Source organism: Treponema sp. SP13 (assembly GCF_050938355.1).
In the GTDB taxonomy this organism is placed as follows: Bacteria; Spirochaetota; Spirochaetia; order Treponematales; family Treponemataceae; genus Treponema_D; species Treponema_D socranskii.
In genome coordinates this window covers 12,570-39,560 of the sequence record NZ_JADOVM010000007.1, presented here as the reverse complement: position 1 = coordinate 39,560, position 26,991 = coordinate 12,570, and the positions used below count along the sequence as shown (strand labels likewise).

Annotated in this window: 40 protein-coding genes; 6 read left to right on the top strand and 34 right to left on the bottom strand. The window is 50.7% G+C overall.

Annotated elements, in window-relative coordinates; all coding sequences use genetic code 11:
• Together IZU26_RS11940 and IZU26_RS11935 are read right to left on the bottom strand one after the other, a co-directional pair.
• A complete protein-coding gene (locus IZU26_RS11940) occupies positions 1-687 on the bottom strand; it encodes a LolA family protein (RefSeq protein WP_021331275.1) in 687 nt (228 codons plus the stop codon).
• Positions 688-752: 65 nt separating this feature from the next.
• Complete coding sequence (locus IZU26_RS11935; protein WP_433279260.1) at positions 753-2,309, bottom strand: phytoene desaturase family protein; 1,557 nt, start codon at positions 2,307-2,309, stop codon at positions 753-755.
• 260 nt (positions 2,310-2,569) lie between these two features.
• Between IZU26_RS11935 and rpsD the strand changes: the two genes are divergently transcribed.
• Positions 2,570-3,184 (top strand): 30S ribosomal protein S4, encoded by a 615-nt coding sequence (rpsD, locus tag IZU26_RS11930; protein ID WP_021331282.1) that lies wholly within the window; start codon positions 2,570-2,572, stop codon positions 3,182-3,184.
• A gap of 315 nt (positions 3,185-3,499) precedes the next feature.
• On the opposite strand, the gene IZU26_RS11925 is transcribed toward rpsD, so the two are convergent.
• The 31 genes from IZU26_RS11925 to IZU26_RS11775 all read right to left on the bottom strand — a co-directional run bounded on the left by IZU26_RS11925 (position 3,500) and on the right by IZU26_RS11775 (position 22,199).
• Positions 3,500-3,757 carry a hypothetical protein gene (locus IZU26_RS11925; protein WP_021331256.1) on the bottom strand — a complete coding sequence of 86 codons (258 nt, stop codon included), beginning with the start codon at positions 3,755-3,757 and terminating at the stop codon, positions 3,500-3,502.
• Positions 3,758-3,861: 104 nt separating this feature from the next.
• On the bottom strand, positions 3,862-4,368 hold the full coding sequence (gene rplQ / locus IZU26_RS11920) for a 50S ribosomal protein L17 (RefSeq protein WP_021331271.1): 507 nt from the start codon (positions 4,366-4,368) through the stop codon (positions 3,862-3,864).
• Positions 4,358-5,407, bottom strand: coding sequence for a DNA-directed RNA polymerase subunit alpha (locus IZU26_RS11915; protein WP_433279257.1), 1,050 nt, complete (start codon positions 5,405-5,407; stop codon positions 4,358-4,360). The genes rplQ and IZU26_RS11915 overlap by 11 nt, the downstream gene beginning before the upstream one ends.
• Positions 5,408-5,416: 9 nt before the next feature.
• Entirely contained in the window at positions 5,417-5,797 is a 381-nt protein-coding gene (gene rpsK, locus IZU26_RS11910; protein ID WP_021331284.1) for a 30S ribosomal protein S11, read from the bottom strand.
• A gap of 144 nt (positions 5,798-5,941) precedes the next feature.
• Positions 5,942-6,310, bottom strand: coding sequence for a 30S ribosomal protein S13 (gene rpsM, locus IZU26_RS11905; RefSeq protein ID WP_021331261.1), 369 nt, complete (start codon positions 6,308-6,310; stop codon positions 5,942-5,944).
• Between the two features lie 11 nt (positions 6,311-6,321).
• The gene (rpmJ, locus tag IZU26_RS11900) at positions 6,322-6,435 is read right to left on the bottom strand and encodes a 50S ribosomal protein L36 (RefSeq protein ID WP_021331253.1); all 114 of its coding nucleotides are present in this window, start codon (positions 6,433-6,435) and stop codon (positions 6,322-6,324) included.
• Positions 6,436-6,473: 38 nt separating this feature from the next.
• Entirely contained in the window at positions 6,474-7,808 is a 1,335-nt protein-coding gene (gene secY / locus IZU26_RS11895) for a preprotein translocase subunit SecY (RefSeq protein ID WP_021331278.1), read from the bottom strand.
• A 14-nt stretch (positions 7,809-7,822) separates the two neighbouring features.
• Positions 7,823-8,377, bottom strand: coding sequence for a 50S ribosomal protein L15 (rplO, locus tag IZU26_RS11890; protein ID WP_433279254.1), 555 nt, complete (start codon positions 8,375-8,377; stop codon positions 7,823-7,825).
• A complete protein-coding gene (rpmD, locus tag IZU26_RS11885) occupies positions 8,377-8,562 on the bottom strand; it encodes a 50S ribosomal protein L30 (protein ID WP_021331248.1) in 186 nt (61 codons plus the stop codon). The genes rplO and rpmD overlap by 1 nt, the downstream gene beginning before the upstream one ends.
• A gap of 3 nt (positions 8,563-8,565) precedes the next feature.
• Positions 8,566-9,201, bottom strand: a complete 636-nt coding sequence (gene rpsE / locus IZU26_RS11880; protein WP_433279252.1) for a 30S ribosomal protein S5 — start codon at positions 9,199-9,201, stop codon at positions 8,566-8,568.
• Between the two features lie 9 nt (positions 9,202-9,210).
• Entirely contained in the window at positions 9,211-9,573 is a 363-nt protein-coding gene (gene rplR, locus IZU26_RS11875) for a 50S ribosomal protein L18 (RefSeq protein WP_021331230.1), read from the bottom strand.
• A gap of 11 nt (positions 9,574-9,584) precedes the next feature.
• Complete coding sequence (gene rplF / locus IZU26_RS11870; protein ID WP_021331227.1) at positions 9,585-10,124, bottom strand: 50S ribosomal protein L6; 540 nt, start codon at positions 10,122-10,124, stop codon at positions 9,585-9,587.
• Positions 10,125-10,136: 12 nt separating this feature from the next.
• The gene (rpsH, locus tag IZU26_RS11865; RefSeq protein ID WP_021331241.1) at positions 10,137-10,535 is read right to left on the bottom strand and encodes a 30S ribosomal protein S8; all 399 of its coding nucleotides are present in this window, start codon (positions 10,533-10,535) and stop codon (positions 10,137-10,139) included.
• Between the two features lie 15 nt (positions 10,536-10,550).
• A complete protein-coding gene (locus IZU26_RS11860; RefSeq protein ID WP_021331277.1) occupies positions 10,551-10,736 on the bottom strand; it encodes a type Z 30S ribosomal protein S14 in 186 nt (61 codons plus the stop codon).
• A gap of 10 nt (positions 10,737-10,746) precedes the next feature.
• Positions 10,747-11,298, bottom strand: a complete 552-nt coding sequence (gene rplE, locus IZU26_RS11855) for a 50S ribosomal protein L5 (RefSeq protein ID WP_021331270.1) — start codon at positions 11,296-11,298, stop codon at positions 10,747-10,749.
• Complete coding sequence (rplX, locus tag IZU26_RS11850) at positions 11,298-11,615, bottom strand: 50S ribosomal protein L24 (protein WP_021331265.1); 318 nt, start codon at positions 11,613-11,615, stop codon at positions 11,298-11,300. The genes rplE and rplX overlap by 1 nt, the downstream gene beginning before the upstream one ends.
• 12 nt (positions 11,616-11,627) lie before the next feature.
• A complete protein-coding gene (gene rplN / locus IZU26_RS11845) occupies positions 11,628-11,996 on the bottom strand; it encodes a 50S ribosomal protein L14 (RefSeq protein WP_021331274.1) in 369 nt (122 codons plus the stop codon).
• A 15-nt stretch (positions 11,997-12,011) separates the two neighbouring features.
• Positions 12,012-12,287 (bottom strand): 30S ribosomal protein S17, encoded by a 276-nt coding sequence (rpsQ, locus tag IZU26_RS11840; RefSeq protein WP_021331239.1) that lies wholly within the window; start codon positions 12,285-12,287, stop codon positions 12,012-12,014.
• Between the two features lie 10 nt (positions 12,288-12,297).
• Positions 12,298-12,522: a 50S ribosomal protein L29 gene (rpmC, locus tag IZU26_RS11835; protein ID WP_016520680.1), complete on the bottom strand. Its 225-nt coding sequence runs from the start codon at positions 12,520-12,522 to the stop codon at positions 12,298-12,300.
• Positions 12,523-12,534: 12 nt separating this feature from the next.
• Positions 12,535-12,954 carry a 50S ribosomal protein L16 gene (gene rplP / locus IZU26_RS11830; RefSeq protein WP_433279249.1) on the bottom strand — a complete coding sequence of 140 codons (420 nt, stop codon included), beginning with the start codon at positions 12,952-12,954 and terminating at the stop codon, positions 12,535-12,537.
• 3 nt (positions 12,955-12,957) lie between these two features.
• Positions 12,958-13,683, bottom strand: a complete 726-nt coding sequence (rpsC, locus tag IZU26_RS11825) for a 30S ribosomal protein S3 (RefSeq protein ID WP_021331229.1) — start codon at positions 13,681-13,683, stop codon at positions 12,958-12,960.
• Positions 13,684-14,040, bottom strand: coding sequence for a 50S ribosomal protein L22 (gene rplV, locus IZU26_RS11820; protein ID WP_021331280.1), 357 nt, complete (start codon positions 14,038-14,040; stop codon positions 13,684-13,686).
• A gap of 11 nt (positions 14,041-14,051) precedes the next feature.
• Positions 14,052-14,375, bottom strand: coding sequence for a 30S ribosomal protein S19 (rpsS, locus tag IZU26_RS11815; RefSeq protein ID WP_021331268.1), 324 nt, complete (start codon positions 14,373-14,375; stop codon positions 14,052-14,054).
• Positions 14,376-14,392: 17 nt separating this feature from the next.
• Positions 14,393-15,217 carry a 50S ribosomal protein L2 gene (gene rplB, locus IZU26_RS11810; RefSeq protein ID WP_021331285.1) on the bottom strand — a complete coding sequence of 275 codons (825 nt, stop codon included), beginning with the start codon at positions 15,215-15,217 and terminating at the stop codon, positions 14,393-14,395.
• 27 nt (positions 15,218-15,244) lie between these two features.
• A complete protein-coding gene (locus IZU26_RS11805) occupies positions 15,245-15,529 on the bottom strand; it encodes a 50S ribosomal protein L23 (RefSeq protein WP_021331276.1) in 285 nt (94 codons plus the stop codon).
• A complete protein-coding gene (gene rplD / locus IZU26_RS11800) occupies positions 15,529-16,170 on the bottom strand; it encodes a 50S ribosomal protein L4 (protein ID WP_385972302.1) in 642 nt (213 codons plus the stop codon). The genes IZU26_RS11805 and rplD overlap by 1 nt, the downstream gene beginning before the upstream one ends.
• Before the next feature lie 19 nt (positions 16,171-16,189).
• Positions 16,190-16,810 (bottom strand): 50S ribosomal protein L3, encoded by a 621-nt coding sequence (gene rplC, locus IZU26_RS11795; protein ID WP_021331255.1) that lies wholly within the window; start codon positions 16,808-16,810, stop codon positions 16,190-16,192.
• Positions 16,811-16,961: 151 nt separating this feature from the next.
• Positions 16,962-17,270, bottom strand: coding sequence for a 30S ribosomal protein S10 (rpsJ, locus tag IZU26_RS11790; RefSeq protein WP_021331258.1), 309 nt, complete (start codon positions 17,268-17,270; stop codon positions 16,962-16,964).
• Between the two features lie 54 nt (positions 17,271-17,324).
• On the bottom strand, positions 17,325-18,521 hold the full coding sequence (gene tuf, locus IZU26_RS11785; protein ID WP_433279245.1) for an elongation factor Tu: 1,197 nt from the start codon (positions 18,519-18,521) through the stop codon (positions 17,325-17,327).
• 850 nt (positions 18,522-19,371) lie between these two features.
• On the bottom strand, positions 19,372-20,670 hold the full coding sequence (gene hisIE, locus IZU26_RS11780) for a bifunctional phosphoribosyl-AMP cyclohydrolase/phosphoribosyl-ATP diphosphatase HisIE (RefSeq protein ID WP_433279243.1): 1,299 nt from the start codon (positions 20,668-20,670) through the stop codon (positions 19,372-19,374).
• A gap of 116 nt (positions 20,671-20,786) precedes the next feature.
• Positions 20,787-22,199, bottom strand: coding sequence for an MATE family efflux transporter (locus IZU26_RS11775; protein WP_433279241.1), 1,413 nt, complete (start codon positions 22,197-22,199; stop codon positions 20,787-20,789).
• 88 nt (positions 22,200-22,287) lie between these two features.
• On the opposite strand from IZU26_RS11775, the gene trxA reads away from it, so the two are divergent.
• Together trxA and IZU26_RS11765 are read left to right on the top strand one after the other, a co-directional pair.
• Entirely contained in the window at positions 22,288-22,599 is a 312-nt protein-coding gene (gene trxA / locus IZU26_RS11770; protein ID WP_021331264.1) for a thioredoxin, read from the top strand.
• Positions 22,596-23,276 (top strand): tRNA-uridine aminocarboxypropyltransferase, encoded by a 681-nt coding sequence (locus tag IZU26_RS11765; protein WP_433279239.1) that lies wholly within the window; start codon positions 22,596-22,598, stop codon positions 23,274-23,276. Before trxA ends, IZU26_RS11765 begins: the two co-directional genes overlap by 4 nt.
• A gap of 97 nt (positions 23,277-23,373) precedes the next feature.
• Here the strand turns inward: IZU26_RS11765 and IZU26_RS11760 are convergent, their stop codons facing one another.
• A complete protein-coding gene (locus tag IZU26_RS11760; protein WP_021331260.1) occupies positions 23,374-23,625 on the bottom strand; it encodes a GlsB/YeaQ/YmgE family stress response membrane protein in 252 nt (83 codons plus the stop codon).
• A 207-nt stretch (positions 23,626-23,832) separates the two neighbouring features.
• On the opposite strand from IZU26_RS11760, the gene IZU26_RS11755 reads away from it, so the two are divergent.
• Genes IZU26_RS11755 through pdxA form a run of 3 tightly spaced genes read left to right on the top strand, consistent with a single transcriptional unit; the run spans position 23,833 to position 26,985 of the window.
• A complete protein-coding gene (locus IZU26_RS11755; RefSeq protein WP_433279237.1) occupies positions 23,833-24,600 on the top strand; it encodes a DeoR/GlpR family DNA-binding transcription regulator in 768 nt (255 codons plus the stop codon).
• A 33-nt stretch (positions 24,601-24,633) separates the two neighbouring features.
• A complete protein-coding gene (locus IZU26_RS11750) occupies positions 24,634-25,929 on the top strand; it encodes a four-carbon acid sugar kinase family protein (protein WP_433279235.1) in 1,296 nt (431 codons plus the stop codon).
• A gap of 54 nt (positions 25,930-25,983) precedes the next feature.
• Positions 25,984-26,985, top strand: a complete 1,002-nt coding sequence (pdxA, locus tag IZU26_RS11745; protein ID WP_433279233.1) for a 4-hydroxythreonine-4-phosphate dehydrogenase PdxA — start codon at positions 25,984-25,986, stop codon at positions 26,983-26,985.
• Positions 26,986-26,991: the final 6 nt, after the last annotated feature.

Genomic DNA, 26,991 nt, shown 5'->3' with positions numbered 1-26,991 from the left:
TTATTCGGAGAGAAGAAAATTATTATACACGTTTGCCGATGAAGGCGGATCGTAGATAAAACGCTGGTCGGGAATATCCTGATTCAATTTGTAATCGGAAAACGTAAACACGTATTCCGTACCCTGCGGAGTCGTCGCGGAAATCCGTCTGATAAGTTTCGTCTCCGCGTTGACCGCGATCCTGATCGAACGGAACGCTTCGGACGTATTGCGTCGGTCGAGCACGAGCTTTATAACTTTTTCGTCGGACGCATCGTCGAGCGCAACCGGTTCCTGCCCGATTTCGTATTTGATCGTGTAGTAGCGGCTCATAAGCGAAAGCCCCTGCGAAGTCGCAAGCGATGCGCCTCCCGCACTTGAAGACTGCACCGACTGCTGGAGTACGGCGGAAGAGCCGGGAAGGTAGATCGTGAGCAGATCTCCGTTAAACAATACGACCTGTTCGGCAGGCTTTGAAAAATCGATGCGGAGTAAGTCGGGGCGTTTAAACGACACGTGCGCTTTCATCTGTCGGTTCCCCATCGACACATCCATATCCGCTTCATAGTCGCGGATCAACGCGTAAAAATCGGAAACGGTTTTAAAATAATCGCCGGCCGTCGTAATCGTCTGTGCAAAAACCGGTACATAAAGGCATATCGAAAAAAACGCTGCCGAACAAAGAGAAGCGTATTTCTTACTTAACATAGATGTATTTTAATCGAGATAATTCATAAGGTCAAGCTCACAGCACAAGTACCGGAGGTACTCATTCAGCTGCATACCGTAAATTCGACGCCCCTATCTTTACAAATTGTCTGTGCCGCTCGGCGGCCTGCCCACCCTGCGATCGCAAGACCTCCGGGCATCATCGAACGCTCGCTTGCAAAGTACAGTCCCTGCACTGTTTTCGATTTTGCAGGCAGTATAAACATCGGATCTCCGGGCTTCCACACACTCATCCAACTGCCTTCAAAACTTGCGGTATAGCGCTCGTACGTCAAAGGCGTCGCCATATCGGTCACTTCGATTGCGCCCTTAGTTTCGGGAAAACGGCTTTCGATTATGTTAATAAATTTATTAATAATTTCTTTTTTACATTGTCCGTATGTGCCGTCGGCCATCTTCGCCTTCCACCAATCATAACTTGCACCGAGTAAAAGACATGTCAGCGAAGTACATCCTGGAGGCGCATATTTTGCATACCAAGCGTAATTGTTCAGACGAATTTCCGAAAAGCGCAGGCCCGCCGCTTCAAACGGCTCATCGAGTAAAAACACGGGGTTGGACGGGTAATTCGACAGGTCGGCTTTTATACCGAGCGCGATAAACATATTCTGTTCCGTCGTCACAATTTTGCGCATTCTTTGTGCCCATTGCTCTTCAATGGGTTTTACAAAAAGCGAATCGACTGCACGACGCGTATCAAAAGCTGCAACGACACAATCGGATGGAATAATTTGCATTTCGGAACTATCCACAGTATATGCCGCATCTCCTGCCGTACCGGATGATAAGGCAGTTTTCGCCCGTGCAACTTCAACGCCCGCTGCCCGCCGTCCGTCCGTTACGACGCGCAATACTTTTGTGCGGTATGCGATTTTTCCCCCAAGTGAAATAAAAGTGTCGGCTATGTTTTGCGCAAGGCGCAGCGAACCGCCTTCAGGATAGCCGCAGTCTCCTGAAGCAAAAGATGCAAGCGTGTATACAAGCGACAGTGCATTGAATCTCGTACCGATAACAGAATGGAGCAAAGCATGCAGCCGTTTGTTTTTAAAACGGGAAAGGTAATCGTCGTACGATACGTTTTTGAGATAAAGCGCGGGAATAGCTGCGGGCGCCATGGGAAGCAGCTCGTGCAGCGTCGGAATCGCAGGCGATTTCGTTTTTACCCATGGTATATCGTGCAACACGAAGTGTACCGGCAAAAACGTTTTGATGTCACGGCAGAGGGCTTCGATTGCAGTGCGATCTTCGGGTGCGACATCGATGCATTCTTTCCGCAGCTTATCGATATCGCGGTAAAGACGAATGCATACGTTCCCGTCAATAAGCGTGTACAGCGGATCTCGATAATAAACCGGATTGTTTTTTTTGAGCGCGCCGGTTTCTTTCCATACGCGGTTCAGCGCGAGCTTTTCGGACGATCCGGTAAGCCAGTGCATGCCCCCTTCGAAAAAATACCCTTTGCGCGACCAGCCCGTCGAAAGGCCGCCGGGAATCCTATGCTGCTCACAGATCGTTACATCGAATCCTGACCGCTGCAGATAAACAGCCGCCGAAAGTCCTGCGATACCCGCACCGATGACAACAACGGAATGTTTTTCCATAAATTGAATATATCGATACGGTTTCGAAAAAACAAGTCGCTTGACAAAAAAAGCGCTTCGATACATAATAACAACCGTTATCGGAGCATGCCGTCAAAAAACGCGGCTACTTTTTTGTGCGGCATCTCCTTGCGTTTTATGCAAATTCATTTCCTTTAATTGCATAAAAACAATAGGGCGCCTCTAAAAATTCGATTAGATTTTTAAAGTGTCCTGCCGGAATCGGTACAACTCAACATCGGTAAAAAGAGGTTTAAAGTATGGCGGTAAAACAGCCTAAGGGTAAAATAGTCAGAAGGCTCGGCACCAATATTTTCGGCAATCCGAAATACAGCAAACTGCTGACAAAACGGCCGAACGCGCCGGGAAAAGAGCGCGGCGCAAAGCAGCGCGGCAAAACGTCCGTGTACGGGGAGCAGCTAAAAGAAAAACAAAAATTCCGCCTCGCATACGGTATGTCCGAAAAGCAGTTTAGAAATCTGTTCGCACGCGCACAGCGGATGGAAGGCATTACGAGTGACAATATGCTTTCGCTGATGGAACAGCGCTTCGACAACACCGTTTTCAGAATGGGTTTTGCGGTAAGCAGGGCGCAGGCGCGTCAAATGGTTTCGCATTGCTATTTTTACGTCAACGGGAAACCGGCGAACATCCCCTCCATGCGGATCAAAGCAAAAGACGTCATCACATCAAAAGAAAAGAAGGGAATCCAAAACCTGATCCGTCACAACTTGGTCAGCGTTCAGGGAAATCGCGGAAGCTGGCTTACGGTCGATGAAGAAAAACTTTCGGCAACCGTCACTTCCCTTCCGTCGGCGAACGATATTCAGCCGGTCGGCAATATTCAGTACGTTATAGAATTCTACTCGCGCTGATAATTTTTCGTTTGCTGTACGCCCGCCGGATAAAGAGGCGGATTTCATATTCCCGAACATATTCCGTATTTTTTTATTAAAAGAGTACGGAATATTTTTTTATGCCATCGGCGTTTTTTATATGCACGCGGCAAAAAAACATGTGCACGGCACAAATAAAAAAACCGCTCCCACGAAGAGGAGCGGTCATAGTTTGTTTTTACACGCACCGGAGAGAAGCGAGCGAAACGAGCGAATCGATGCGCGCACTTCGCAAGTGCAATCGCATCGGCGACGAAGATGAACGCACGCCGATACGTATATGCGCGTCTTCGGTCAATTTTCCGCAGGCGTTTCGGCGGGAGCTTCGTTCGCTTCCGCTGCAGGAGCGGCTGCAACCGGCTCTTTTGCCGGAGCTTCTTTTCGCGCTTTGTTTTTCATCGCCGCATTGCAGAATTTACACACTTTCACTTTTTGTCCGTCGATTTCAACTTCGTACAGGACTTTGATATTCGTTTTATGACAGACGGGGCACTCGTCTCTTCCGCGCGACGGCAAAGAGCGTAAACCCGTTCCTCGATGATTTTTAGACATACTTACTCCCATAACGTTTACGGAAAACGTCGGTTTTCATAAACGCTTTAAGGCACTGTCCGAAAAGTAAGCGGCTTTTAAGACAGTCCCCGTTTTTATCGATATTATTTTTTCGAATCGGCTTTATCGGCTTTTACCGATTTTTTGTCGTCGTCCGATTTCTTTTCCGCCTTCTTTTTTTCGCCCGCGTTCTTTTTTCCCGCCGCCTTCGCCGCTTTTTTTTCAGCCTTTTCTTCGTCGCTCGACGTGTCGAGTTTATAGTCGACGAGTTCAAGGATGACGACATCGGCGGCATCGCCGCAGCGGAAACCGAGTTTCAAAATACGCGTATAGCCGCCCGCTCTCTCTTTCATACGCGGCCCGATTTCCGTAAAAAGCTTATTTAAGATTTTTTCATCGGAAATAAACTTTGCCGCTTCTCTGCGGTTGTGTACGGAATCCTCTTTTGCGCGCGTAATCAATTTTTCGGCGGACTTGCGCACTTCTTTCGCTTTCGACTGCGTCGTCGTAATGCGTTCGAATCGAAAAAGAGACGTTACCATATTCCGCGACATAGCTCTGCGATGTGCCGGTGTGCGTGAAAGCGGATTAAATCCCATCTTATGATTCATCTGTTTCTTCCTTCTTTGTGATATTCAAATTCTTCAGATGACTGTAATCGGTCATGCCGAGCGTCAAGCCCCATTCTTGAAGTTTTTCTTTAATTTCCGTAAGGCTCTTTTTGCCGAAGTTGCGCGTCTTCGTGATATCGTCTTCCGTCTTTTTCGTCAACTCGCCGATCGTGCGGATATTCGCATTTTTCAAGCAGTTCGACGAACGCACGGAAAGTTCAAGCTCGTCGACGGGGGTATTGAGGATTTCACGAATCCGCTTGTCGCCTTCATCGCCGTCGTCCCCTCCGGAAATCGCATTATCGTCGAAGTTGATGAAAATTCTAAAATGCTCTTCGGCGATTTTAGCCGCTTCGGCGAGCGCGTCTTCGGGAGAAATCGTCCCATCCGTCCAGATTTCGAGCACGAGCTTGTCGTAATCGTTTCGCTGTCCGACGCGGCACGGTTCGATCGCATACTTTACTTTGACGATCGGCGTAAAGATCGTATCCATCGGAATCGTACCGACGATTTCGATATAGTGCTCGTTGACTTCGGCGGGAACGTAGCCCCTGCCCAAGTCGACTTGAATTTCGATATCGACTCTCGCGTCGTCCGTCATCGTAAAGATGAGCGCATCCTTCGTCATGATTTCAAGTTCGCCCTCTTTGGCAAAGTCGTCGCTTTTGACCGTGCCGGGCCCCTTGAACTCGTACAAAATCGTGTCTTGCTCCGTATCGCCGGGCAATCGCAAACGCATCTGTTTTAAACTATTGATAACTTCCAGCGTGTCTTCCGCAATATTCGGAATCGCTTCGAATTCGCTTGAAATAACATGCGGAACACCCTCGGCATCGTACGACGTAATCCTGACGGAAGTAACCGCATAGCCCTGAATCGAAGAGAGCAGGACACGGCGAAGCGTATTGCCGATCGTCGTCCCGAATCCCGTTTCAAAGGGATACGCCGTAAACTTTCCGTAATTCGGATTCGTTTCGAGCGGAGTGTAAGTAATGCCTTTCGGTTTTTTAAAACCTTTGAGCAGATTTTTGCGAGCCATCTGAACTCCTTACATACTGCGTGTTTTGCGCGGGCGGCATCCGTTATGGGGAATCGGTGTAACGTCGGAAATCGATTTTACTTTGAGTCCCATGTTGCCGATTGAGCGGATCGCGTTTTCGCGTCCCATTCCCGGTCCCTTGACGTACACGTGGACTTCTCGCAAACCGTAGCTCGCCGCTTTTTGGACGGCGGATTCCGCAACCGACTGAGCGGCAAACGGAGTCGATTTTTTCGCACCGCGGAAGCCGAGCCCGCCGGAAGACGCCCATGCAATCGTATTGCCCTGCAAGTCGGTAATCGTAACGATCGTATTATTGAATGTAGCTTGAATGTATACGTTGCCTTCGTATACGCTCTTTTTTTCTTTTCGCTTTTTAACCGTAGCCATTGTATCTCCCATAAAAAAACGGATGCGCCGTTTCGGCACCGCTTTTTACCGTTCTCTTAAAAACGCCGCATCGCGCCGCCCTTGCCGCAAGCAAACAGCGCGACGGTTTATACCGCAACGCGACTTCGAAGCCGCGCGTTTCGCTTACGCCTTCTTTTTGTTGGCGACCGTCTTCTTTTTACCTTTGCGCGTGCGTGCGTTCGTGCGCGTGCGCTGCCCGCGTACCGGAAGCCCGCGCCTGTGGCGCAGCCCGCGGTAGCAGCCGATATCCATAAGACGCTTTAAGTTCAGACCGATTTCCGTGCGAAGCCGACCTTCGACTTTGTAATTTTTGTCGATCGCGTCGCGAACACGGGCAAGCTCTTCTTCCGTAAGATCGTTTGCCAATTTTTGCGGATCGACTTTAGCTTTTTCGCAGATATCGCGCGCCGCAGGGCGGCCGATACCGTAAATATACGTCAATGCAATGCTTATGTGCTTATTCGGGATATCCACACCCTCAATTCGAGCCATACAGTTTCTCCTTAGCCCTGTCTCTGCTTATGCTTCGGGTTCGTGCAAATGATGCGGATAATGCCGCCCCGTTTGATAACCTTGCAATTTGCACAGATCGGTTTTACGCTGGTTCGTACTTTCATACTGTTCTCCCATGCAATGTTTCCGCTATCCGCAAAGCCTAGAGGCTTCGCGACCTGATTCTGCCCTTCGTCGTCAATCCGTCATGATGGTGCATTTTGAGCAGGGCTTCAACCTGGCTCATCGTATCCAAATCGACACCGACCATAATGATCAACGATGTTCCGCCCATCAACATTGCGATGGATTGCGGAAACCTGAAAATCGTTTGAATAAAGGTCGGCAATATCGCGATAACGCACAAAAAGATTGCGCCGGGCAATATGAGCCGATTCAATATCCGCTGCAGGTATTCTTCCGTTTTATCCGTACGCACGCCGGGAATGGAGCCTCCGTTTTCCCTGATGTTTTTTGCAATTTCCGTGGGGTTCAGCGTTACCTGAGTGTAGAAGTATGCAAAAAAGACGATGAGGATGACGAGCAGAATATTATACCATACTCCGTTCGGCGTGAGGAACGACGCGAGGCGCGCCACCCACCGTGCGGAATTCCGATTGCTTCCGAACATTTGAATAAGCTGGATCGGGAACGTCAAAAGCGAAGATGCGAAGATGAGCGGGATGACGTTCGACGGATTGATCTTAAACGGGATATACGTGTTTTGTCCGCCGTACATTTTCCGTCCGACGACGCGCTTGGCGTAGTGGACGGGTATCTTCCGTTCGCCCGATTCTTCGTATACGACGAGCGCGATGATGCCGACAAACATGATGAGCACGATAATTGCAAACACAAACTGTACGTCGCCTGCAACGATTTTCCGTCCAAGTTCCACGACCGCACTCGGAAGACGCGCGACGATACCGGCAAAGATCATCATCGAAATGCCGTTGCCGATGCCGCGAGCCGTAATCTGGTCTCCGAGCCAAATCGTCACCATAGAGCCTGTCGTAACGGTTACCATGGCGAGCATGCGGAACGCGATTTTATTTTCGATGACGATCGAATTCGGAATGCTCGACGCGTAAACCGTCACCGCATAGGACTGGAGCAGACACACGAAAATCGTACCGACCCGCGTCCACATTGCGATTTTGCGCTGACCGCCGTCTTCTTCGGCAACGCGCTTTAAGGACGGAAAGATAATCACCGCAAGCTGCATGATAATCTGCGTCGAAATGTACGGCATAACGCCGAGCATGAAAATGGAAAAGTTCGAAAAAGCACCGCCGACGAAAAAGTCCATATAGCTCGCAAACGCATTTTTGTTTTGACGCGCAAGCTCGTCGAAGTAAGACAAAAGCACGTTTGCGTCGATGCCCGGTATAGTCAGGACGCTTCCCATGCGGAAAACGGCCAAAATCAACAGGGTAAAGAGCAAACGGCTGCGGAGCTCTTTGATTTTAAACATATTCACGATAGAATTGCCTGCCATGATTCAACTCCGCGTTATTTTTTCTTATCGCCGGCCGGTTTTGCCGCCGCTTCTTTTTTCGCGTCTCGCGCTTTCGCGTACGCCGCATTCCGCGCTTTTCTGTTTTGTCCGACGGCAGCTTGGACGGTTCCCCCCGCCTTTTCGATTTTTTCTTTTGCAGAGGCGGAAATTTTATCGACCGTTACCGAAAATTTTTTCGTCACTTCTCCGTCGCCGAGAATTTTGATCTTCGCATTGCGCTTCGACGGAACGAGTCCCTTTGCAACGAGGGAAGCGCGATCGACGGATTCTCCGTCCGCGAATTTCGCTTCGAGATCGGAAATATTAAAATAGAGGACGTCTTCTTTAAAACGCGCGTTCGAAAAACCACGCTGCGCGACACGGCGGTACAGCGGCATTTGACCGCCTTCAAATCCGACATAGGGATTACCGCCGCCCGAGCGCGACTGCTGACCTTTATTGCCTTTTCCCGCCGTCGTTCCGAGTCCCGATGAGGAACCGCGTCCGACGCGCTTGGGTTTTTTATTCGCGCCTTCGGGCGCGTGAAGTACGGGATTGTAATCCGACATTATTTCACCTCCTCGACTGTAAGAAGGTGAGAACACCTTGCAATCATTCCGCGTATCGAAGAATTATCATCGTGCACGACCGACGAATTGAGTTTCCCCAAACCGAGCGAGCGCACGGTCGCTTTTACATCCGCCTTTTGCCTGATCGTGCTTTTTTTAAGCGTAATCTTGAATTTACCTGCCATAGATTAACCCCACAACTCGTCGAGCGTTTTGCCTCTGCCGGCAGCAATGGCTTTTGCATTGAATAAGCGTTCGATCGCATCGAACGTCGCGCGCACGACATTGACGGACGCGCTCGCGCCGAGCGATTTTGAAATGATATCAGTCGCTCCCGCCGCGTCCATAATCGCACGGACGGCACCTCCGGCAATGATACCGGTACCCGGACACGCCGGTTTGATAAGCACTTCGGAGCTCTTGTATTTGCCGATCATCTCGTGCGGAATCGTTCCGTTTTTTACCGGCACGACGATGAGATTTCTCTTCGCGCGGTCGATGCTCTTTTTGATGGCTTCGGTTACGTCGTTCGCCTTTCCGAACCCGTAGCCGACGCGTCCCTTTTTATCGCCGACAACCGTGAGCGCCGCAAACGAAAAGCGGCGGCCGCCCTTTACGACTTTTGCCGTACGGTTGAGCATGACGAGCTTTTCGACGAATTCTTTGTCTTCTTCGCTTCTGCGCTCGCCGCGGTCTCTGCCCCTGCCCCGCTTCTCGCGTCCGCCTTCGCGGGCGTTTTCTCTGGAAGCTTCCGCGCGGGGCGTGTCCTTCGGATCGGCTGCAGCTTTGACTTCTTTTACTTCTTTGTTTTCCTGCTCTGCCATACGTGCTCCTTAGAATACGATTCCCGCTTTGCGGGCTCCGTCGGCAAGTGCTTTGACGACGCCGTGATAGAGATAACCGTTGCGGTCAAACACGACGGTCGTAATCTGTTTATCTTTCAAACGCGCGCCGAGCGCTTCGCCGAGCTTTGCGGCATCGGCAACGGTCGGCTTCAAATTCGCAAATTCCTTTTCGAGCGTCGAAATGCAGGCGAGCGTTTTACCTTCATCGTCGTCGACGATCTGCACCGACAAATTTTTATTGCTCCGCGTCACCGTCATGCGGGGACGGGAAGCCGTGCCCGACACCGTTTTGCGGATGTGGAATTTTCTGTGCAGACGGCGTCTGTTTTTATCGTCCATCTTTTTAATCATAACACTTCACCTTATTTTACGCCGGTTTTACCGACTTTGCGTCTGATGACTTCGGTTTCATAGCGGATGCCTTTGCCCTTATAGGGTTCGGGCTTGCGCAAACTGCGGATCTCCGCACAAAACTGACCGACTTGCTGCTTGCTGATACCCGACACCGTAACTTTGCCGTTCGCATCGGCTGCAACCGTAAGTCCGTCGGGGATCAGCGCGATAAAATCGTTCGAAAAACCGAGGTTCATCACCAGCTCTTTGCCTTTGACTTCGGCACGGAAACCGACGCCCGTGATGATAAGCGATTTCGAAAAACCGGCCGTTACGCCGATCACCATATCTTTGATAAGGCTGCGGTACAAACCGTGATCCGCATTCGCCTGCTTTGAAGCGTTATTCGGAGTAACGTGAATGTTTCCGTCTTCAAACGAAACTTTGACGTTTTTTCCGTAGTGCTGATGCAGTTCGCCTTTCGGCCCCTTTACGGAAATCGAATCGGGGTTTACCGTTACCGTGACGCCCGCCGGAACAGCGACGGGAAGTTTACCGAGTTTTGACATAGCTTTCTCCCCTTACCATACCGTACAGATCAATTCGCCGCCGACCATCTTTTCGGTCGCCTTTTTTCCGGTCGTCACGCCCGCCGACGTCGAAACGATGAGCGTTCCGTAGCCGTTGTACACGCGCGGCAAATCTTTAAAACCCGAATACACGCGGCGTCCGGGCGTCGAAATCTTTTTCATCCCGTGAATGACCGAATTGTTTTGACCGTCGTATTTCAAAAAGATGCGGATGATGTTTTTTCCGTCTTCCTGAACCTTTTTAAAGTTTTTGATATACCCTTCGGTTTTCAAAATCTTAACGATTTCCAGCTTCAGCTTCGAAGTCGGAACGTCGACTTTTTCATGGCGGACAGCAACCGCATTCCGAACCTTGGTGAGCATATCTGCAACCGGATCTGATGCACTCATTTTACACTCCTGCCGCTACCAACTCGATTTCGTGACGCCCGGAAGCAGGCCTTCACTTGCCAATTTACGGAAGCACAAACGGCACATTTTAAATTTCCGTAAATATCCACGCGGACGCCCGCAGATTTGACAGCGGTTGTATTCCCGTGTCGGATATTTTTGCTTGCGGGCAGCTTTAATAACCATCGATTTTTTAGCCATAGGTCCTCACTTATTTCCGGAACGGCATATTGAACTTGGCAAGCAAAGCGCGGGCTTCGTTGTCCGTCTTTGCGCTCGTTACGATCGCGATATTCATGCCGGATATCCGCGCGATTTTATCGAAGTCGATTTCCGGGAAAATAATCTGTTCCGTAACGCCGAGAGAAAAATTTCCGTGTCCGTCAAATCCCGTCGATTTGATGCCGCGGAAATCCTTAACGCGCGGAAGGGCGACATTGACGAGGCGGTCCAAAAATTCATACATCATTGTTCCGCGCAGCGTTACCCGTGCGCCCACTTCATTACCCTCACGAAGTTTGAAATTGGCTATGCTTTTGCGAGCCTTTGTCTTGACTGCGTGCTGTCCCGTAATCTGAGCCAGATCTTCGACAGCGGCATCAAGGAGTTTCTTATTGGTGAGAGCTTCGCCCACGCCCATGCTCACGACAATCTTTTTGATTGCGGGAACCTGCATCGGCGTCGTATAGCCGAACTCTTTTATGAGAGCGGGAGCGATAGTTTCCTTGTAGACTTTCTTAAGCCGAGGTACGTAATTGTCCATTACAGTGTTTCTCCACATTTACGGCAGACACGAACTTTTTTATCGCCGTCAATTTTATAACCGATCTTTACCGGGCGTCCGCATTTTTTACACACGACGCCGACATTCGAAATATGCAGCGGCGCTTCGATTTCGACGATGCCGCCCTGATCCTGCTGGCTCCTGCGCTTCATCGCCTTTTTGACGATATTGACTCCGGAAACGATCACTTTGTCTTTTTTCGGAATGATGCGTACGACCGAGCCGCGTTTTCCCTTATCTTTGCCGGCAAGCACTTCTACGTTGTCGTTCTTTTTAATTTTGAATTTCTTCTGCATACGAAATGCTCCTTACAATACTTCCGGCGCAAGCGAAACGATTTTCATAAAATCCATATCGCGCAATTCGCGGGCAACCGGTCCGAACACGCGTTTGCCTTTCGGATTTTTATTGTCGTCGACGATGACGCACGCATTGTCGTCAAAGCGGATATAGGTTCCGTCCGGACGGCGGTATTCTTTGGACTGGCGCACGATAACGGCTTTTTCGACCGCACCCTTTTTGATCGTCGACGTCGGGATCGCGTCTTTGACGGCTACGACGATGATGTCGCCGATGCCGGCATAGCGACGATGCGTGCCGCCGAGCACTTTAATACACTGAACCGTTTTTGCGCCGGAGTTATCCGCAACGGTAAGCATGGACTGCATTTGAATCATACTGTTGCTCCTGCGTTATTTTGCACGTTCGATAATTTCGACAAGCCGCCAGCGCTTATGCCGGCTGAGCGGTCTGCACTCCACGATGCGCACGGTGTCTCCGATATGAGCGTCGTTTTTTTCATCGTGAGCCATATACTTCTTTGTCCGTTTGACGTATTTTTTATAAAGCCTGTCCATCTTCCTTGTCGTAACGGAAACGACGATCGATTTTTCCATTTTATCGCTCGTCACGAGACCGACAAACGAATGGTGATTCGGCTTTTTTACCTGAACAGTCTGCTCTTCCACGGTTCAGCTCCTATTTATTTGCTTCGGCAGTTTTTTGCGCCGCAGGGCACTTTTGCCGAATGAACGTATTTAAGCGGGCGATTTCGCGGCGCATCGTACGTTTTTGCAACGGATTATCTACATGGGAGATTACCATCTTAAAACGTAAATCCATGTATTCTTTTTTCATCTTGTCGCGCTTTGCAACGAGCTCTTCATAAGACAGGTCTTTATCTTTGATATTTTTATCGGCCATCTTATCCTCCCGTTACGCCGTAACCGGCTTGTACGCAATCTTCGTCAAAATAGGCAGTTTGCTCTGCGCAAGTTCAAGCGCGCGGTGCGCCTGTTTTACGTCGACGCCGCCGATTTCAAATAAAATCATACCCGGCTTGATAACGGCCGCCCAAAATTCGGGCGCGCCTTTTCCCTTACCCATGCGGACTTCGGCCGGCTTTTTTGAAACGGGCTTGTCGGGGAATACGCGGATCCACACTTTACCTTTGCGGCTGTGTTCGCGGTTGATCGCGACACGGCACGCTTCGATAACCGTCGCTTTGAGCCACGTCGGCTCCGTTGCGACAAGCGCTATGTCGCCGAAATCTATATGATTGTTGCGCGTTGCGTTTCCTTTTTCTCTACCGCGCTGCACTTTACGGTGCAATACTCTTTTCGGACTGAGCGGCATACCTTAACTCCTTGCCTGTTTTTCGGACTGCGCCGGAGCGCGTTCGCGGCGGCTTTTTCGCACGAGCTGGCCGGCATCTTCGTTTTGTTCGACGCCGTAATTCATACCGTTGTACACCCAAACTTTTACGCCGATTTTACCGTACGTCGTCTGAGCTTCATACGTACCGTAGTCGATATCGGCTCTCAGCGTATGGAGCGGAACGCGGCCCTCTTTGTGCTCTTCGGTACGTTTCATGTCCGCGCCCCCGAGACGGCCTGCGAGGCGGATTTTGATGCCCTGAGCGCCGGCGCGCACTGCGTTGTTGATCGCCTGTTTTAAAGCGCGGCGGTACGAACCGTGACCTGCGAGCTGACGGCCGACGTTTTCGGCGATGAGCGTCGCGTTCAAATCGGCACGCTTGATCTCTTTGATTTTAATCTGTACCTTTTTCGGTTCAAGCTGCTTTTGAATCTGCGCGCTGATCGTTTCGATCGTCGCGCCTTTGACGCCGATAATGACGCCCGGACGCGCCGTATGGATTACGATCGTCACGCGCTGCGGATGGCGGATGATTTCGACTTCCGCGATGTCGGCGTTTTTGCATTCGGGAAGATTTGCAATCATTTTGCGGATTTTCAAATCTTCGAGAACGAGACCCGCATATTCGCGGGGATCCGCATACCAGCGGGACTGCCACGTTTTGTTTACACCGAGACGTAAACCGATAGGATTAACTTTCTGACCCATTTATTTTCCCGCCTTTTCGTCAACGACGACAGTAATATGACACATGCGCTTTAAAAGCTGATCCGCGCGTCCGCGTGCGCGGAACCAAATCCGTTTGAGCCGCGGGCCTTCGTCGATTTTGATCTCTTTGACGTACAGCATATCTTCATCGAGCTTGCTGTTCGCGTTGAGCGCGTTCGACACGGCCGACTTAAGCGTTTTGCCGATGAGGCGCGCGCCTTTTTGCGGCATATTTTCGAGAATAACCGCAGCTTCGGAACAGCGCTTTTGATGTATCACACGGGCAACGGGGCGAACCTTCGTCGGCGATGCGAACAGAAATTTCGATACAGCTCTATATCCTTTGTTTTCAGCCATAGTTTCCACCTTTATTTAGCGGCCGGAGCGGCTGCGGGAGCCGCTTTCGGTGCGGCCGCCTTTGCAGCGGACTTATCGGATCCGCCGTGCGCACGAAATATGCGGGTCGGCGAAAATTCTCCGAGCTTATGCCCGACGAGGTTTTCCGTAATATACACGGGAATCCACGACTTGCCGTTATATACGGAAATCGTATTCCCAACCATTTCCGGGATGATCGTCGAACAGCGGGAATAGGTTTTTATCATCTTCCGGTCCGATTCTTTGTTCATCGCCTGCACTTTCTTATAGAGGCTCTTTTCGACAAAAGGGCCTTTTTTAACCGATCTTGACACTGTCAGCTCCTCCGCACTTACTTCTTACGGCGCGAAATAATAAATTTACTCGACGTTTTCCGCTTGTTGCGGGTTTTATAGCCTTTGCACGGCTGTCCCCACGGAGTAACGGGATTACGTCCCTTTCCGGCGCCCTCACCGCCGCCGAGCGGGTGATCGACAGGGTTCATCGCCATACCGCGGACCGTCGGGCGAACGCCCATCCAGCGTCTGCGGCCTGCTTTTCCGAGCCGCACGTTCATGTGATCTTCGTTTCCGACGACGCCGATCGTCGCATAGCATTTACCGTTGATTCTGCGCAATTCGCTCGACGGCAAACGGATGATGACGTATTCGCCTTCGTTGCCGGCGATCATCGCACTCGTACCGGCCGAACGCGCGAGCTGTCCGCCGCGTCCGAGCTGCAATTCGATATTGTGCACCGTAAAACCGACGGGAATGAGACCGAGCGGCAGTGCATTGCCGACCGTCGGAGCCGCCGTTTCGCCGGCCATAATCTTTTGTCCGACCTGCAAACCCTTCGGTGCAATGATATAGCGCTTGTCGCCGTCGGCATAATACACGAGCGCGATATTTGCGCTGCGGTTCGGATCGTATTCGATCGTTTTTACCGTACCGGGAATACCGTGTTTATTGCGTTTAAAATCGATGTCTCGATACTTCCGTTTGTGTCCGCCGCCCTGATGGCGCACGGAAATCCGTCCGCCGCCTCCGCGGCCCGCGTGAGACACCATACCTGACGTAAGTGTTTTTTCGGGTTTCTTTGCCGTCAAGTGATCTCGCACCAAGTCCACGCGTCCGCGCGTACCCGGCGTTATCGGCTTAAATATCTTAAGAGCCATTGTAAATCCCCTTAATCTTTAAAAAGCTCACACGCCTTCAAACGCCTGGATCTTTTCACCAGGGGCGACGCGCACAATCGCTTTTTTATACGAAGCGGTCATACCGGGAATGCCCCGCGTGCGCCGCATCTTTCCGCCAATATTCATCGTCGTGCAGCCGATAACCTTTACGTTAAAGAGCTTTCGAACGGCATCTTTAATCTGTATTTTGCTCGCATCTTTGTGAACGATGAAAACGTATTTATCCTGCTCGCGCAGCATATTCGCCTTTTCCGAAATAACCGGCCTGATAAGAATATCCGTGATATCCATTATTCAGCCTCCTTTTCTTTCGCCGCGTAAAACGAAGAAAGATTTTTTACCGCACTTTCGAGAGCGATAATCTTCCGTCCGTAAAACAGCGCATGCGCGCTCAATCGGTTGTACGACAAAAACTGCAGCGACGGGATATTGCGCGCAGCTTGTTTGATCTTGGGATCGTCATCCTTTAAGATGAGCACCGTACGCTCGCCCTTGGTAAAATTGTCGAGAATCTTTACCAGATCTTTCGTTTTGCCGCTGTCGATCGTAAAATCTTCGACGACGGTAAAGCGGTCGCTCTGCGCCTGCATACTCAAAATCGATTTCATCGCCAGGCGTTTTTCTTTTTTCGGTATCGCATAGCTGAAGTCGCGCGGTTTCGGTCCGAAAATCGTACCGCCGCCTGCGAGAAGCGGAGATTTTTTATCGCCGCGGCGCGCGTGTCCCGTACCCTTTTGTTTATACGGCTTCGCATTGCTGCCGTGCACTTCGGAACGACCTTTTGTGCAAGCGGTTCCGACGCGCCTGTTTGCCAATTCATTCGTGACGGCATAGTAAATGACATCTTCATTTACCGGAAGACCGAATACGGCGTCGTCAAGCGAAATCGTACGCAGCTCTTTACCGTCGACCGAAAAGACTTTCTTTTCCATAATGAGTCACCTTCCGTCGTTATTTTTTCACCGCGGACTTGACGATCAGCGTGCAGTCTTTATTCCCGGGAACGGCCCCGCGAACCATAATCACTTTCAGATCCGCATCGGTTTTGACGACCTGCAGATTTTGAATCGTGACCTTTTTCGAACCCATGCGGCCGGGCATTTTAATATTTTTGAACGTATGACCCGGAGTCGTAGACTGTCCGGTACCGCCGGCTTCGCGGTGAAACTTCGAACCGTGCGAAGCGCGTCCGCCGTGAAAGCCCCAGCGTTTCATAACGCCCTGAAAGCCCTTACCCTTTGACGTCGACGTAACGTCGAGAAAGCGGACACCGTCGAACAATTCCATGCCGATTTGATCGCCGACTTTTACTTCTTTTTCGAAATCGCGGAATTCTTTCAATGTCCGCTTCGGCGCGATATTTTCCGCAAATTGATTTTTATACGCTTTCGTCACTCTCGATTCTTTTGCATCGTCGATTCCGAGGACGACGGCATCATAGCCGTTGCGCTCTTTTGTTCTCGTAGCGATGACGGTATTGGGATCGATGCGGATCACGGTTACCGGAATAAGGTTTCCGCTTTCATCGAATACCTGCGTCATCCCCACTTTTTTTGCAATCAGACCTTTCATTCTGATACTCCTGTAAAATTTGCAAAACCTGCGCGGCATTCCGTACAAGCTTTGCCGTAAAAACGTTCGCCTGAAAGCGCGGACGCTTCGGCTCGGCCGTCATCCCGGATCCTCGGGAGCGTACCGTATACAGCGGATTTCCGAACGGAAATCACTGCTTTACTTTTACTTCAACACCGGCAGGCAGTTCCAACTTCATAAGGGAATCCATCACATCCGAAGTCGGATTCAATATATCGATAAGACGTTTGTGCGTGCGCATCTCAAACTGCTCGCGCGACTTTTTGTTTACATGCGGCGAACGGAGCACCGTTATCTTATTGATCTTTGTCGGAAGCGGAATCGGCCCCGAAACTTGAGCACCCGCTTTCTGAACAGTCTGCACGATGGCTTTTGCACTTTGATCGATCACTTCCACATCGTACGCATGGAGCGTGACGCGAATCTTACCACTTGCCATTATTCCTCCAATCGATGCGAACGGCGCTGCAAAGAGCGCCGCCCGTTTCGAAAACTACTCGATAATCTTCGTAACCTGTCCCGATGCGATCGTGTGACCGCCTTCGCGGATAGCAAGCTTCAGACCTTCATCCATAGCGATCGGGTGAATGAGTTCGCCGATGATCTTGACGTTGTCGCCCGGTTTTACCATCTGAACGTTCGCTTCGAGTTCGATCGTTCCGGTGATATCCGTCGTGCGGAAATAGAACTGCGGGCGATAGCCGGAGAAGAACGGTTTTTTGCGGCCGCCTTCGGCTTCCGTAAGAACGTAGATTTGCGCTTCGAATTTCGTGTGCGGGTGGATGGAACCCGGCTTTGCGAGAACCTGACCGCGCTCGACGTCTTTCTTTTCGATACCGCGCAAAAGGATACCGACGTTGTCGCCGGCCATACCCTGATCGAGGGTCTTCTGGAACATTTCGATACCCGTAACCGTCGATTTTTGTGTCGGGCGGATGCCGACGATTTCAACTTCGTCGTTCATATTGACGACGCCGCGTTCGATACGACCCGTTACAACCGTACCGCGTCCGGTGATCGTAAAGATATCTTCGAGCGGCATAAGGAAGGGCTTATCTTCGTCACGGACGGGATCGTCGAACCACGTATCCATAGCCGTAAGCAACTCTTCAATGCACTTCGTGTTTTCGGGATCTTCGGGCTGGTTCAGCGCTTTAAATGCCGAACCTTTGATAATCGGCGTATCGGCGGAAAAGCCGTATTTTGCAATCGTGTCTTTGACGTCTTCGACCGCCATTTCGGTCATATCGGCAGCTTCAGCGGAATCGAACTGATCGCATTTATTGAGGAAAACGATGATCTTCGGAACGCCGACCTGACGGGCAAGCAGCAAGTGCTCTTTCGTCTGGGGCATACAGCCGTCCGGAGCGGAAACGACGAGGATGGAACCGTCCATCTGCGCCGCGCCGGTGATCATGTTTTTGATATAGTCGGCGTGTCCCGGGCAGTCGATGTGCGCATAGTGGCGCTTATCGGACTGGTACTCAAGGTGACGGGTATTGATTGTGATACCGCGTGCCTTTTCTTCAGGAGCATTGTCGATTTCGTCATACTTGAGCGCGTGGTCACCGAATTTTCTTGCACAATATTGGGTGATAGCAGCCGACAGCGTAGTCTTACCATGGTCTACGTGACCGATGGTTCCAACGTTCATGTGGGGTTTAGTTCTGACGAACTTTTCCTTTGCCATGATTTTCTCCTTGCCGGATTTCCTTGTCCGACATTGCATAATGGTATGTGTTGCACTTTAAGCCAGAACGGGACAATTTCCAACAGAAAACGCCACATTCGCATACACACTGTTATTTGTGAGAATGATATGATGAACGTAATTTGACGGACAAGAATTTGTATTCATACGAAATGTTCCATACTTTCGGAACATTCTTGGCCGACACCACCGATCATCATCAAACTCGCTTTGACAACTGGTTTGGCATCTTCGAGCCTCAGTCCGTTAGGACCGGTCAAAAACCCGAAATGCTTCTATAATAAACTTCCGCTGCCGACGGCAGCAGAATCCGCACTCAGGGCCGTATCCGCCTGAAAACCGAAACCGGTTGACTTTACGGGGATACCGGAGCTCGCTCCGATTGACTCTCAAAGAACCCTTTTACGCGCAAAAACGACGCGTTCTGTAGTTATACAGTATTTGCAAAAAAGATGCAAGAGGGAAACGAAAAATTTTACGATTTTTTTCGGCAAACACGGCCGAATTTGTATGGAGATTTTACACCACCCCGTCCCATACAAAGAGCGCCGCCCACAGACGTGAACGGCGCTCTTTGACCGATTTCCCTGTCCGCCGAAAACTTCCGGCAGCTCTCCATCAGCTTCGGCTTTTAAATTATCGATCACCGTGTCGTACCTTTGCAAAACAGCTGCGCATTTTTGCAAAGCAAAAATACGATAGTGAGCGGTACACGGATGTACCGCGAACGAACACTGCTCGGAATCTGTAAATAAGTCGGAAGGCGAAAAACGGCCGAGCCGTTTTTCTTTTATTAGAGGCGCACATAAATCCTCCGCACTGCTCGGATTTATGTGCTCTTATGTCGTCTGTCGAGCTCTGCATAAACGTCGCGCCACGTAACGCCTTCGCGGTACATGAGCACGTTCATAAAATAAAACAGATCCGCGGCTTCCCACACGACATCCTGCTTCGTCTCCGCTTCGTTGCACAACTCGTCGGCTTCTTCCAAAATCTTTTCACGGACGCGCTTTCCGTCGAGCGTCGCAGTATAAGAGCCGGGCTTCGGGTGCGTAAACCTGTCCGCGATGATATCGTATAATCTTCCGGCGGACGACGCTTCACCGGCTTCGCCCGTAAAGCAGGTAAAGCTTCCCGTATGGCACACGCCCCCGTGGGGGACGACCGTCGCAAGCACGGTATCCCGATCGCAGTCGGCGCGAAGTTTTTTCACCGAAAGATAATGACCGCTGTGTTCACCCTTCGTCCACAGCACTCCCCGCGTACGGCTGAAAAAGGTCAGCTTGTTCGTTTCAAAGGTTTTTTCAAACGCCGCGCGGTTCGCATAGCCGAGCATAAGCACGTCTCCGTTTACGCTCTGCGCGATCACCGGAATGAGAGCGACTTTATCCCAATTCAAACAGCCGATAAACGCATCGGCAAGCGAAACCTTTCCGGTATAGAGCGCCATGCCGAGCTGCACGTCGCATCCGAGCTTTTCAAGCTGCACGATTTCTTCCGTCGACGAAACGCCGCCCGCTACAACGATGCGGCACTGTACCGCTTCGCGCAGTTTTTTGACCGCATCCGTATCGGCGCCCTGCATACAGCCTTCTTTTTCGACGCAGGTAAATAAAATTTCGCTGCAGTATTTTTCCGCCAGCACGGCTCCTTCTATAAACGGTACGTCCGTCGTTTCAGTCCAGCCGTGCACTGCAACTTTTCCGCCTTTCGCATCGACGGCGACGATAACGCGCTGCCGGCCGATCGCCTGTACGAGAGAATCGAGGAATTCGACATCGAGCGGGCACTCCCCCGCTTTCGGATTTTTTTTCCACGCCGCCGAACCGATGATCACTTTTTCTGCGCCGAGTGACACGAGCTCTTTTGCGCGCTCGACGCTGCGTATACCGCCGCCCGTGCGTACGTTACCCTTGCACAAAAGCCGTTTTAAGAGCGGCGTATTTTTCGTGTCGCCGTGAGAGTCGACGTTTCCGAGCGCCGCATCCAAATCGATGACGGCGACTTCGCCGTACCTGTCGAATTCTTCGATGAGCGATTCCGCATCATCCCGCGCAAGCACCGGCTGCGCACCGTTTTTCAGCTGCACGACGTGTCCGTCTTTTAAATCGATGGAAGATATGACCATAGGCGCAGTGTAGCAGAAAGAGAAAGGACTGACAACATAAAAAATTATTAAGAAACCGTCGGTGTCGTTTCCCCGCCTGCCTTATCGATATGACGTGATACCGAGCACGTCGAAAACTATCGCTTGTTAAATTGCTTTGCAAGCGTACGCTTGCAGCGGATAAACGCGGGTATCAAAAAGCAGTCTGCCAAAAGCCATGCGAACGGAGAAGCGAAACCCGCGCTCACAAAACCGAAATGCGGTACCATAAAGACGCCCATGAGCATACGCGCGATCATTTCGAACACGCCGGAAAAAATCGCAAAGCGCGAAAATCCCATGCCTTGAATCATAAATCGGAAAATATTTACGACCGACAAAAGAACGTATGCGGAACCGTTTTGCAGCAAAAACAGTTTTGCATTTTTAATAATTTCCGTCTGCTCTCCGTTCATAAAGAGCATGACAAGATAATCGCCGAAGATAAAATATATGATGAGTGCAATCATCGAATACGCAGAAGCGATGATCATGCTGTCGCGCACGCCCGCACCGAGCCGGTCGATTTTGCCGGCTCCCGTATTTTGTCCGCCGTAGGTTGCCATCGTCGTGCCGAGCGCATCGAATACCGTACAAAAAAATTGACCGACACGGGTCGCTGCCGTAACGGCGGCGACGGCGGCGGAACCGAGTCCGTTCACCGATGCCTGCAGGATAACGCTTCCGATCGCCGTTATGGAATACTGCAGCCCCATCGGCACGCCGACGCCGCACAGCACGCTGCAATAATTTTTATTAAATTTTCGCTCGACGCCTTTCGGTTTGATGATGTCGAACTTTTTAATCATATACAAAAGACATGCGATACCCGCGACCCCCTGCGAGATAACCGTCGCGAGCGCCGCCCCCTGCACGTCCCAGTGAAACACGAGAATAAAGATCAAATCGAGTGCGATATTGAGCAGCGACGAAAGCACGAGAAAAAATACCGGCGTTTTACTGTCGCCGAGTGCACGGATCAAACCGGATGTTATATTGTATAAAAACGTAAGCGGAATGCCTGCAAAGATTATCCTGATATAGTCGCCCGCACGAGAAAGGATGTCTTCCGGCGTTTCCATAGCAAGCATGAGCGGATCGCAAAAGATAACCGTGCCGACAGCCATGACGGCGGAAAACGCGACGCACAGGTATACGATATTCGCGACGTACTTCCGCATGAGCGAAAAATCTTTTGCGCCGAAACGCTGCGATACGGGAATCGTAAAACCGTTGCATACGCCCATGACGAATCCGATTATTAAAAAATTCACGGCGCCGGTCGAGCCGACGGCCGCAAGCGCTTGAACGCCGAGCGATTTTCCGACTATAACCGTATCGGTGAGATTGTAAAACTGCTGGAAGAGATAGCCGAGCAGCACCGGAATCGAAAATTCGAGGATGAGCGGAAACGGTTTTCCCTGTGTCAAATCTTTTGTCATAGCACCACCCGTAAAGATATGCAAAAAGTCGGCCGCGTTGTGAAAAACCGACGAATTCGCGATTATCACTGTAGCGAATTTTATTTGCTTTTACAATAAGAAAAGACTATATTTAAATAAATACAATTTTATAATAAATAATATACCGGAGGTAATTATGGAACTCACGCTTACTGCGGAGAATTTTAACAGCGAAGTGCTCGAATCGGATCTTCCCGTACTCGTCGATTTTTGGGCGTCGTGGTGCGGTCCGTGCCGCATGATGGGGCCGGTTGTTTCGGAAATCGCCGAAGAAAAAAAAGGCGTACTGAAAGTCGGCAAAGTCAACGTGGACGAACAGGAAAGCCTTGCCGCGCAATTCCGCGTCATGAGCATTCCGACGTTTATTTTGTTTAAGAACGGTAAAGCCGCCGCTCAGCAAACGGGTGCGATGAGCAAAGCCGATTTATTAAAATCGCTCGGCGTATGAGCGATCGCTGCTGGCGTTGCTTTCGGCCCGTGCGCTACTGTCTCTGCAAATACGCGGAGCCGGTAGACGCGGGTGTCAAATTCGTGCTGCTCATGCATCCCAAAGAAGCCAAGCGCGAGCGTACGGGAACAGGCCGCATCGCGCACGTGTCGCTCGTCGATTCGGAGATTCTCGTCGGACTCGATTTTTCAAAAAACGAGCGCCTGCACGAACTGCTTTCCGATGAGCGCTACTTTCCCGTGCTGCTCTACCCGGGAAAAGATGCGAACATGGTACGCACCGAAGGATTCGCCGATCTCGTCGGGGACAAAACGCTTCTCGTTCTCGTCATCGACGCGACGTGGTTTTGTTCGCGCAAAGTGATCGAGCACAGCGCTTTTTTGCTTGACCTTCCGCGCCTCTCGTTTGCAGGCAGCTACCGCTCCGAGTTTACGTTTAAGAGGGAGCCTTCTCCCGATTACATCTCCACGATCGAATCCTGTTATTATCTCATAAAAGAGCTCCAGTCCGTACACCTTGCCGGTGAAAACGCAGACCCCGAACCGCTTATGACGGTCTTCAGAAAGCTCATACGCGATCAGCTGCAGGCGCAAAACGACCGCATCGACGGCAAGCTGCCCGATACGCACAGCTACAACTGGAAGTACACGAAAAAAGTTGCGATCCCCGAAACTTGATAATTTTTAGAAGTTCAATATGCAACTCATCGTTTTATCGACGATTTTTACCGCATAATTCTTGCCCCTTAATGCTGCAAAACCGACAATTCCGCTTTTAAAATTTTTTACCCATGATCGCGCGGACGGCTGCGATAAAGATGCACGCGCCCGCAACGCCGATGATAATCGAAGAAGCGAATCCGCCGCCGCCGATATTCAGCGCATTCGCGATGGCGGAACCCACAATCGAACCGATGATGCCGATCAGGCAGTTTGTCCAAAAACCGTGTTTGCTTTTCATAAAAATTCCGGCAAGCCATCCGATGAGCGCGCCGATTACAATTGTAAAAATAATTATCATTACCATAACAATACCTCGCGTTCAGTATAGCATATTATCGGATTTTCGACTATTTCGCGCAGCTCAATGAAGACGGATACTGTGCAATTCGAGCGTACAGAACGATCTGCACAACGCATAACACGCATAAAAAATTTCTTGACAGGTTTTGACAGCAGGTTTATAATCAAACAAGTTCGAACACAATCAAACACCAAGGAACATATAAAACCGATGAAAAAGAACGCAATAAAAACGTTGGAAATAGAACGAGAACGCTATATCTTGGATAAAATAAAAACGGCGGGCTCCGTCCAAGTGGATTCTCTCGCAAAAGAACTCGACGTAAGCGCGATGACGATCCGCAGAGATTTGACGAGTTTAAAAACGCGCGGGCTCATCAACCGTTGTCACGGAGGGGCGATCATCAAACAGGAAACGCCGTATTACAATAAAAAGGTTTCCAATGCTGCCGAAAAATGCAGAATCGCAAATGCGGCGGTAAAGTTCATCAAGGCGAACGATACCGTCTTCCTCGATGCGGGGACGACGACGTATCAAATCGCGCAGCTCATCGCCGACAGAAAAGACGTAACGGTCATCACCGATGACTTGCAAATCGCAATGATGCTGTCGCAGAGCCGGACAAACGTATATATCTGCGGCGGCTATATTCAAAAGACGACCGGCTGCGTGATGGGTATGTTTGCCGAACAAATAATCGAAAACTTTCTCATCGACGCGGCATTTATCGGAACGGCTGCGATCGACGAAGATTTTACCGTACGTACGCCGACGCTCGAAAAAGTCGCGCTGAAGCGAAAGATTGTCGAAAACAGCGACCGCTCGTATCTCGTCGCGGACAAAGAAAAATTCGATAAGCGGGCGACGATCAAAATCAATACGCTTACCGACTATACCGGTGTCATCACCGATAGAAAATTCACGGAAAAGGAGCTGACCGCGCTGCGCAAAAAACGCATCAGCGTGATCGCAGTATAAACAAATGGCACAGCATATCAGGAGTGAGGAATTATGCCGCAGTGTTTAATCATAGCAGACGATTTGACGGGAGCAAACGCGACCGGCGTGCTGTTGCATAAAGCGGGATACAGTGCATACACCGTATTGGAACTCGACGGAGCACAAGGCATACAAAGTGAATGCGACTGCATCCTGTTTCCGACAAACAGCCGAAGCCGCACGAGCGAAGAAGCGTACCGGCGCGTATTCGAAGCGACAAAAAAATTAAAAAGCGCCGATACGAAAGTATATGCCAAACGCATCGACAGTACGCTCAGGGGAAATCTCGGACGGGAAACGGATGCAATGCTCGACGCGCTCGGCGAAAACTGTACCGCCCTCGTCGTTCCGAGCTTTCCCTCGTCCGGACGAATCGTCTGCGGCGGATATATGCTCGTCAATTCGGTACCGCTCCATAAAACGAGCGCAGCCGTCGATCCGAAAACTCCGATCGACACATCCCGTGTCGAAGACATATTCCGCAAACAGTCGAAGTATCCCGTCGCGTCCGTCGATTTGGGTGAGTTACGTAAAGGAAAAACATACGTGGCCGGACGCATAACGGCGCTTGCAAAAGAAGGCATACGTACGATCCTGTTCGACTGCATCACCGACGACGATTTGGAGCTGATCGCCGAAGCAGGAATCGCATCGGACATTTCGTTTATAAGCGTCGGCCCGGGACCGTTTACGGCGGCGCTTGTCAAAAGTACCGTCGTCCCCAGGACAAAAAACGAAGACGGATCCGTACTGCTCGTAATCGGAAGCGTAAATGCCGTCGCAAAAACGCAGATCGACGAAGTGCTTCCGTCGCGCGATATCTTCGTATCGCTCGTAAAGATCGAAGAACTTGTAAAAAGCGACGAATCGCGGCAAGCGGAAATACGGCGCAACATCGAAGCGATTGCGGCAGCTGCACGAGAGTTCCGCATCTACGCACTTATCGGAGAAGGTATAGACCCCGACAAGCGGGTCGATTTTAAAAAATACGAAAAGCGGACGAATCGTACGAGCGGCGAACTGTCGGATATCGTCAACTCGTCGTTCGCAGCTATGACTGCAGAAATTTTACGGCGCCAAAACGACATCAAAGCGCTGTACACGAGCGGAGGCGATATAACGCTCGCCGTCTACGATGCGCTTCGCGTATCGAGCATCAAGCTGCACACGGAAGTGCTGCCGCTTACCGCCTACGGAGAATTGTGCGGGGGAGAATTCGACGGCTTGAAAGTGATCACAAAAGGAGGCATGGCGGGTGACAAATATGCGCTCAAAGACTGCATCGCATATTTGAATACGCATATTTAAATGCCGTAAAAAAATTATTAATTTGAAAAAATAAATTTATTGGGAGAAAACAGTATGGACAGACCTTTTATTGCGATTCCGATCGGAGATCCCGCAGGCATCGGGCCGGAAATCGTTGCAAAAGCCGTCGCGGACAAAGACACGTGCGCTGCGGCAAAATGCGTCGTGATCGGCGACAAAAAAATCATGGAAGGCGCGATACGGATTACAAATGTGCCGCTTTCGATACGCTGCATCGAAAATCCCGAAGACGGCGACTACCGCGAAAACGTACTCAACCTCATCGACTTCGACAATATCGACATCGAAAAGTTTAAAATCGGTAAAATCGACGGTATGTGCGGAAAAGCCGCATACGATTATATCGAAAAAAGCATTTCGCTCGCGGTGGAGCATAAAGTCGCCGCCGTCGCTACGACTCCGATCAACAAAGAAGCGCTCAAAGCGGGGGGCGTTCCCTTTATCGGCCACACGGAAATTTTCGGAGCGCTGACGCACACGAGCGATCCGCTTACGATGTTCGAAGTGCGCGGTCTGCGCGTTTTCTTTTTGACTCGGCACGTATCTCTCATCGAAGCGTGTAAAATGGTAAAAAAAGAGCGCATCGTCGATTACGTAAAGCGCTGCCTCGACGCGCTCAAAAAACTCGGCGTGACGGAAGGTACGATGGCCGTCGCTGGATTGAATCCGCATTCAGGCGAACACGGACTGTTCGGAACCGAAGAAGTGACGGATGTAACGCCGGCGGTTGAAGCTCTCCAAAAAGAGGGCTACCCCGTCGCAGGTCCCATCGGAGCGGATTCCGTCTTCCACCTTGCGCTCACCGGCAAATTCAACAGCGTCCTTTCGCTCTACCACGATCAGGGACACATCGCGACGAAGACGCTCGACTTCGAGCGTACGATTTCGGTTACCGGCGGCATGCCGATTCTCCGCACTTCCGTCGATCACGGTACTGCGATGGACATTGCCGGTACGGGAAAGGCGAGCGCGGTGAGCATGATAGAAGCGATCCGCCTTGCGGTAAAGTATTCGCCGAATTTTATTAACGGATGATTATGC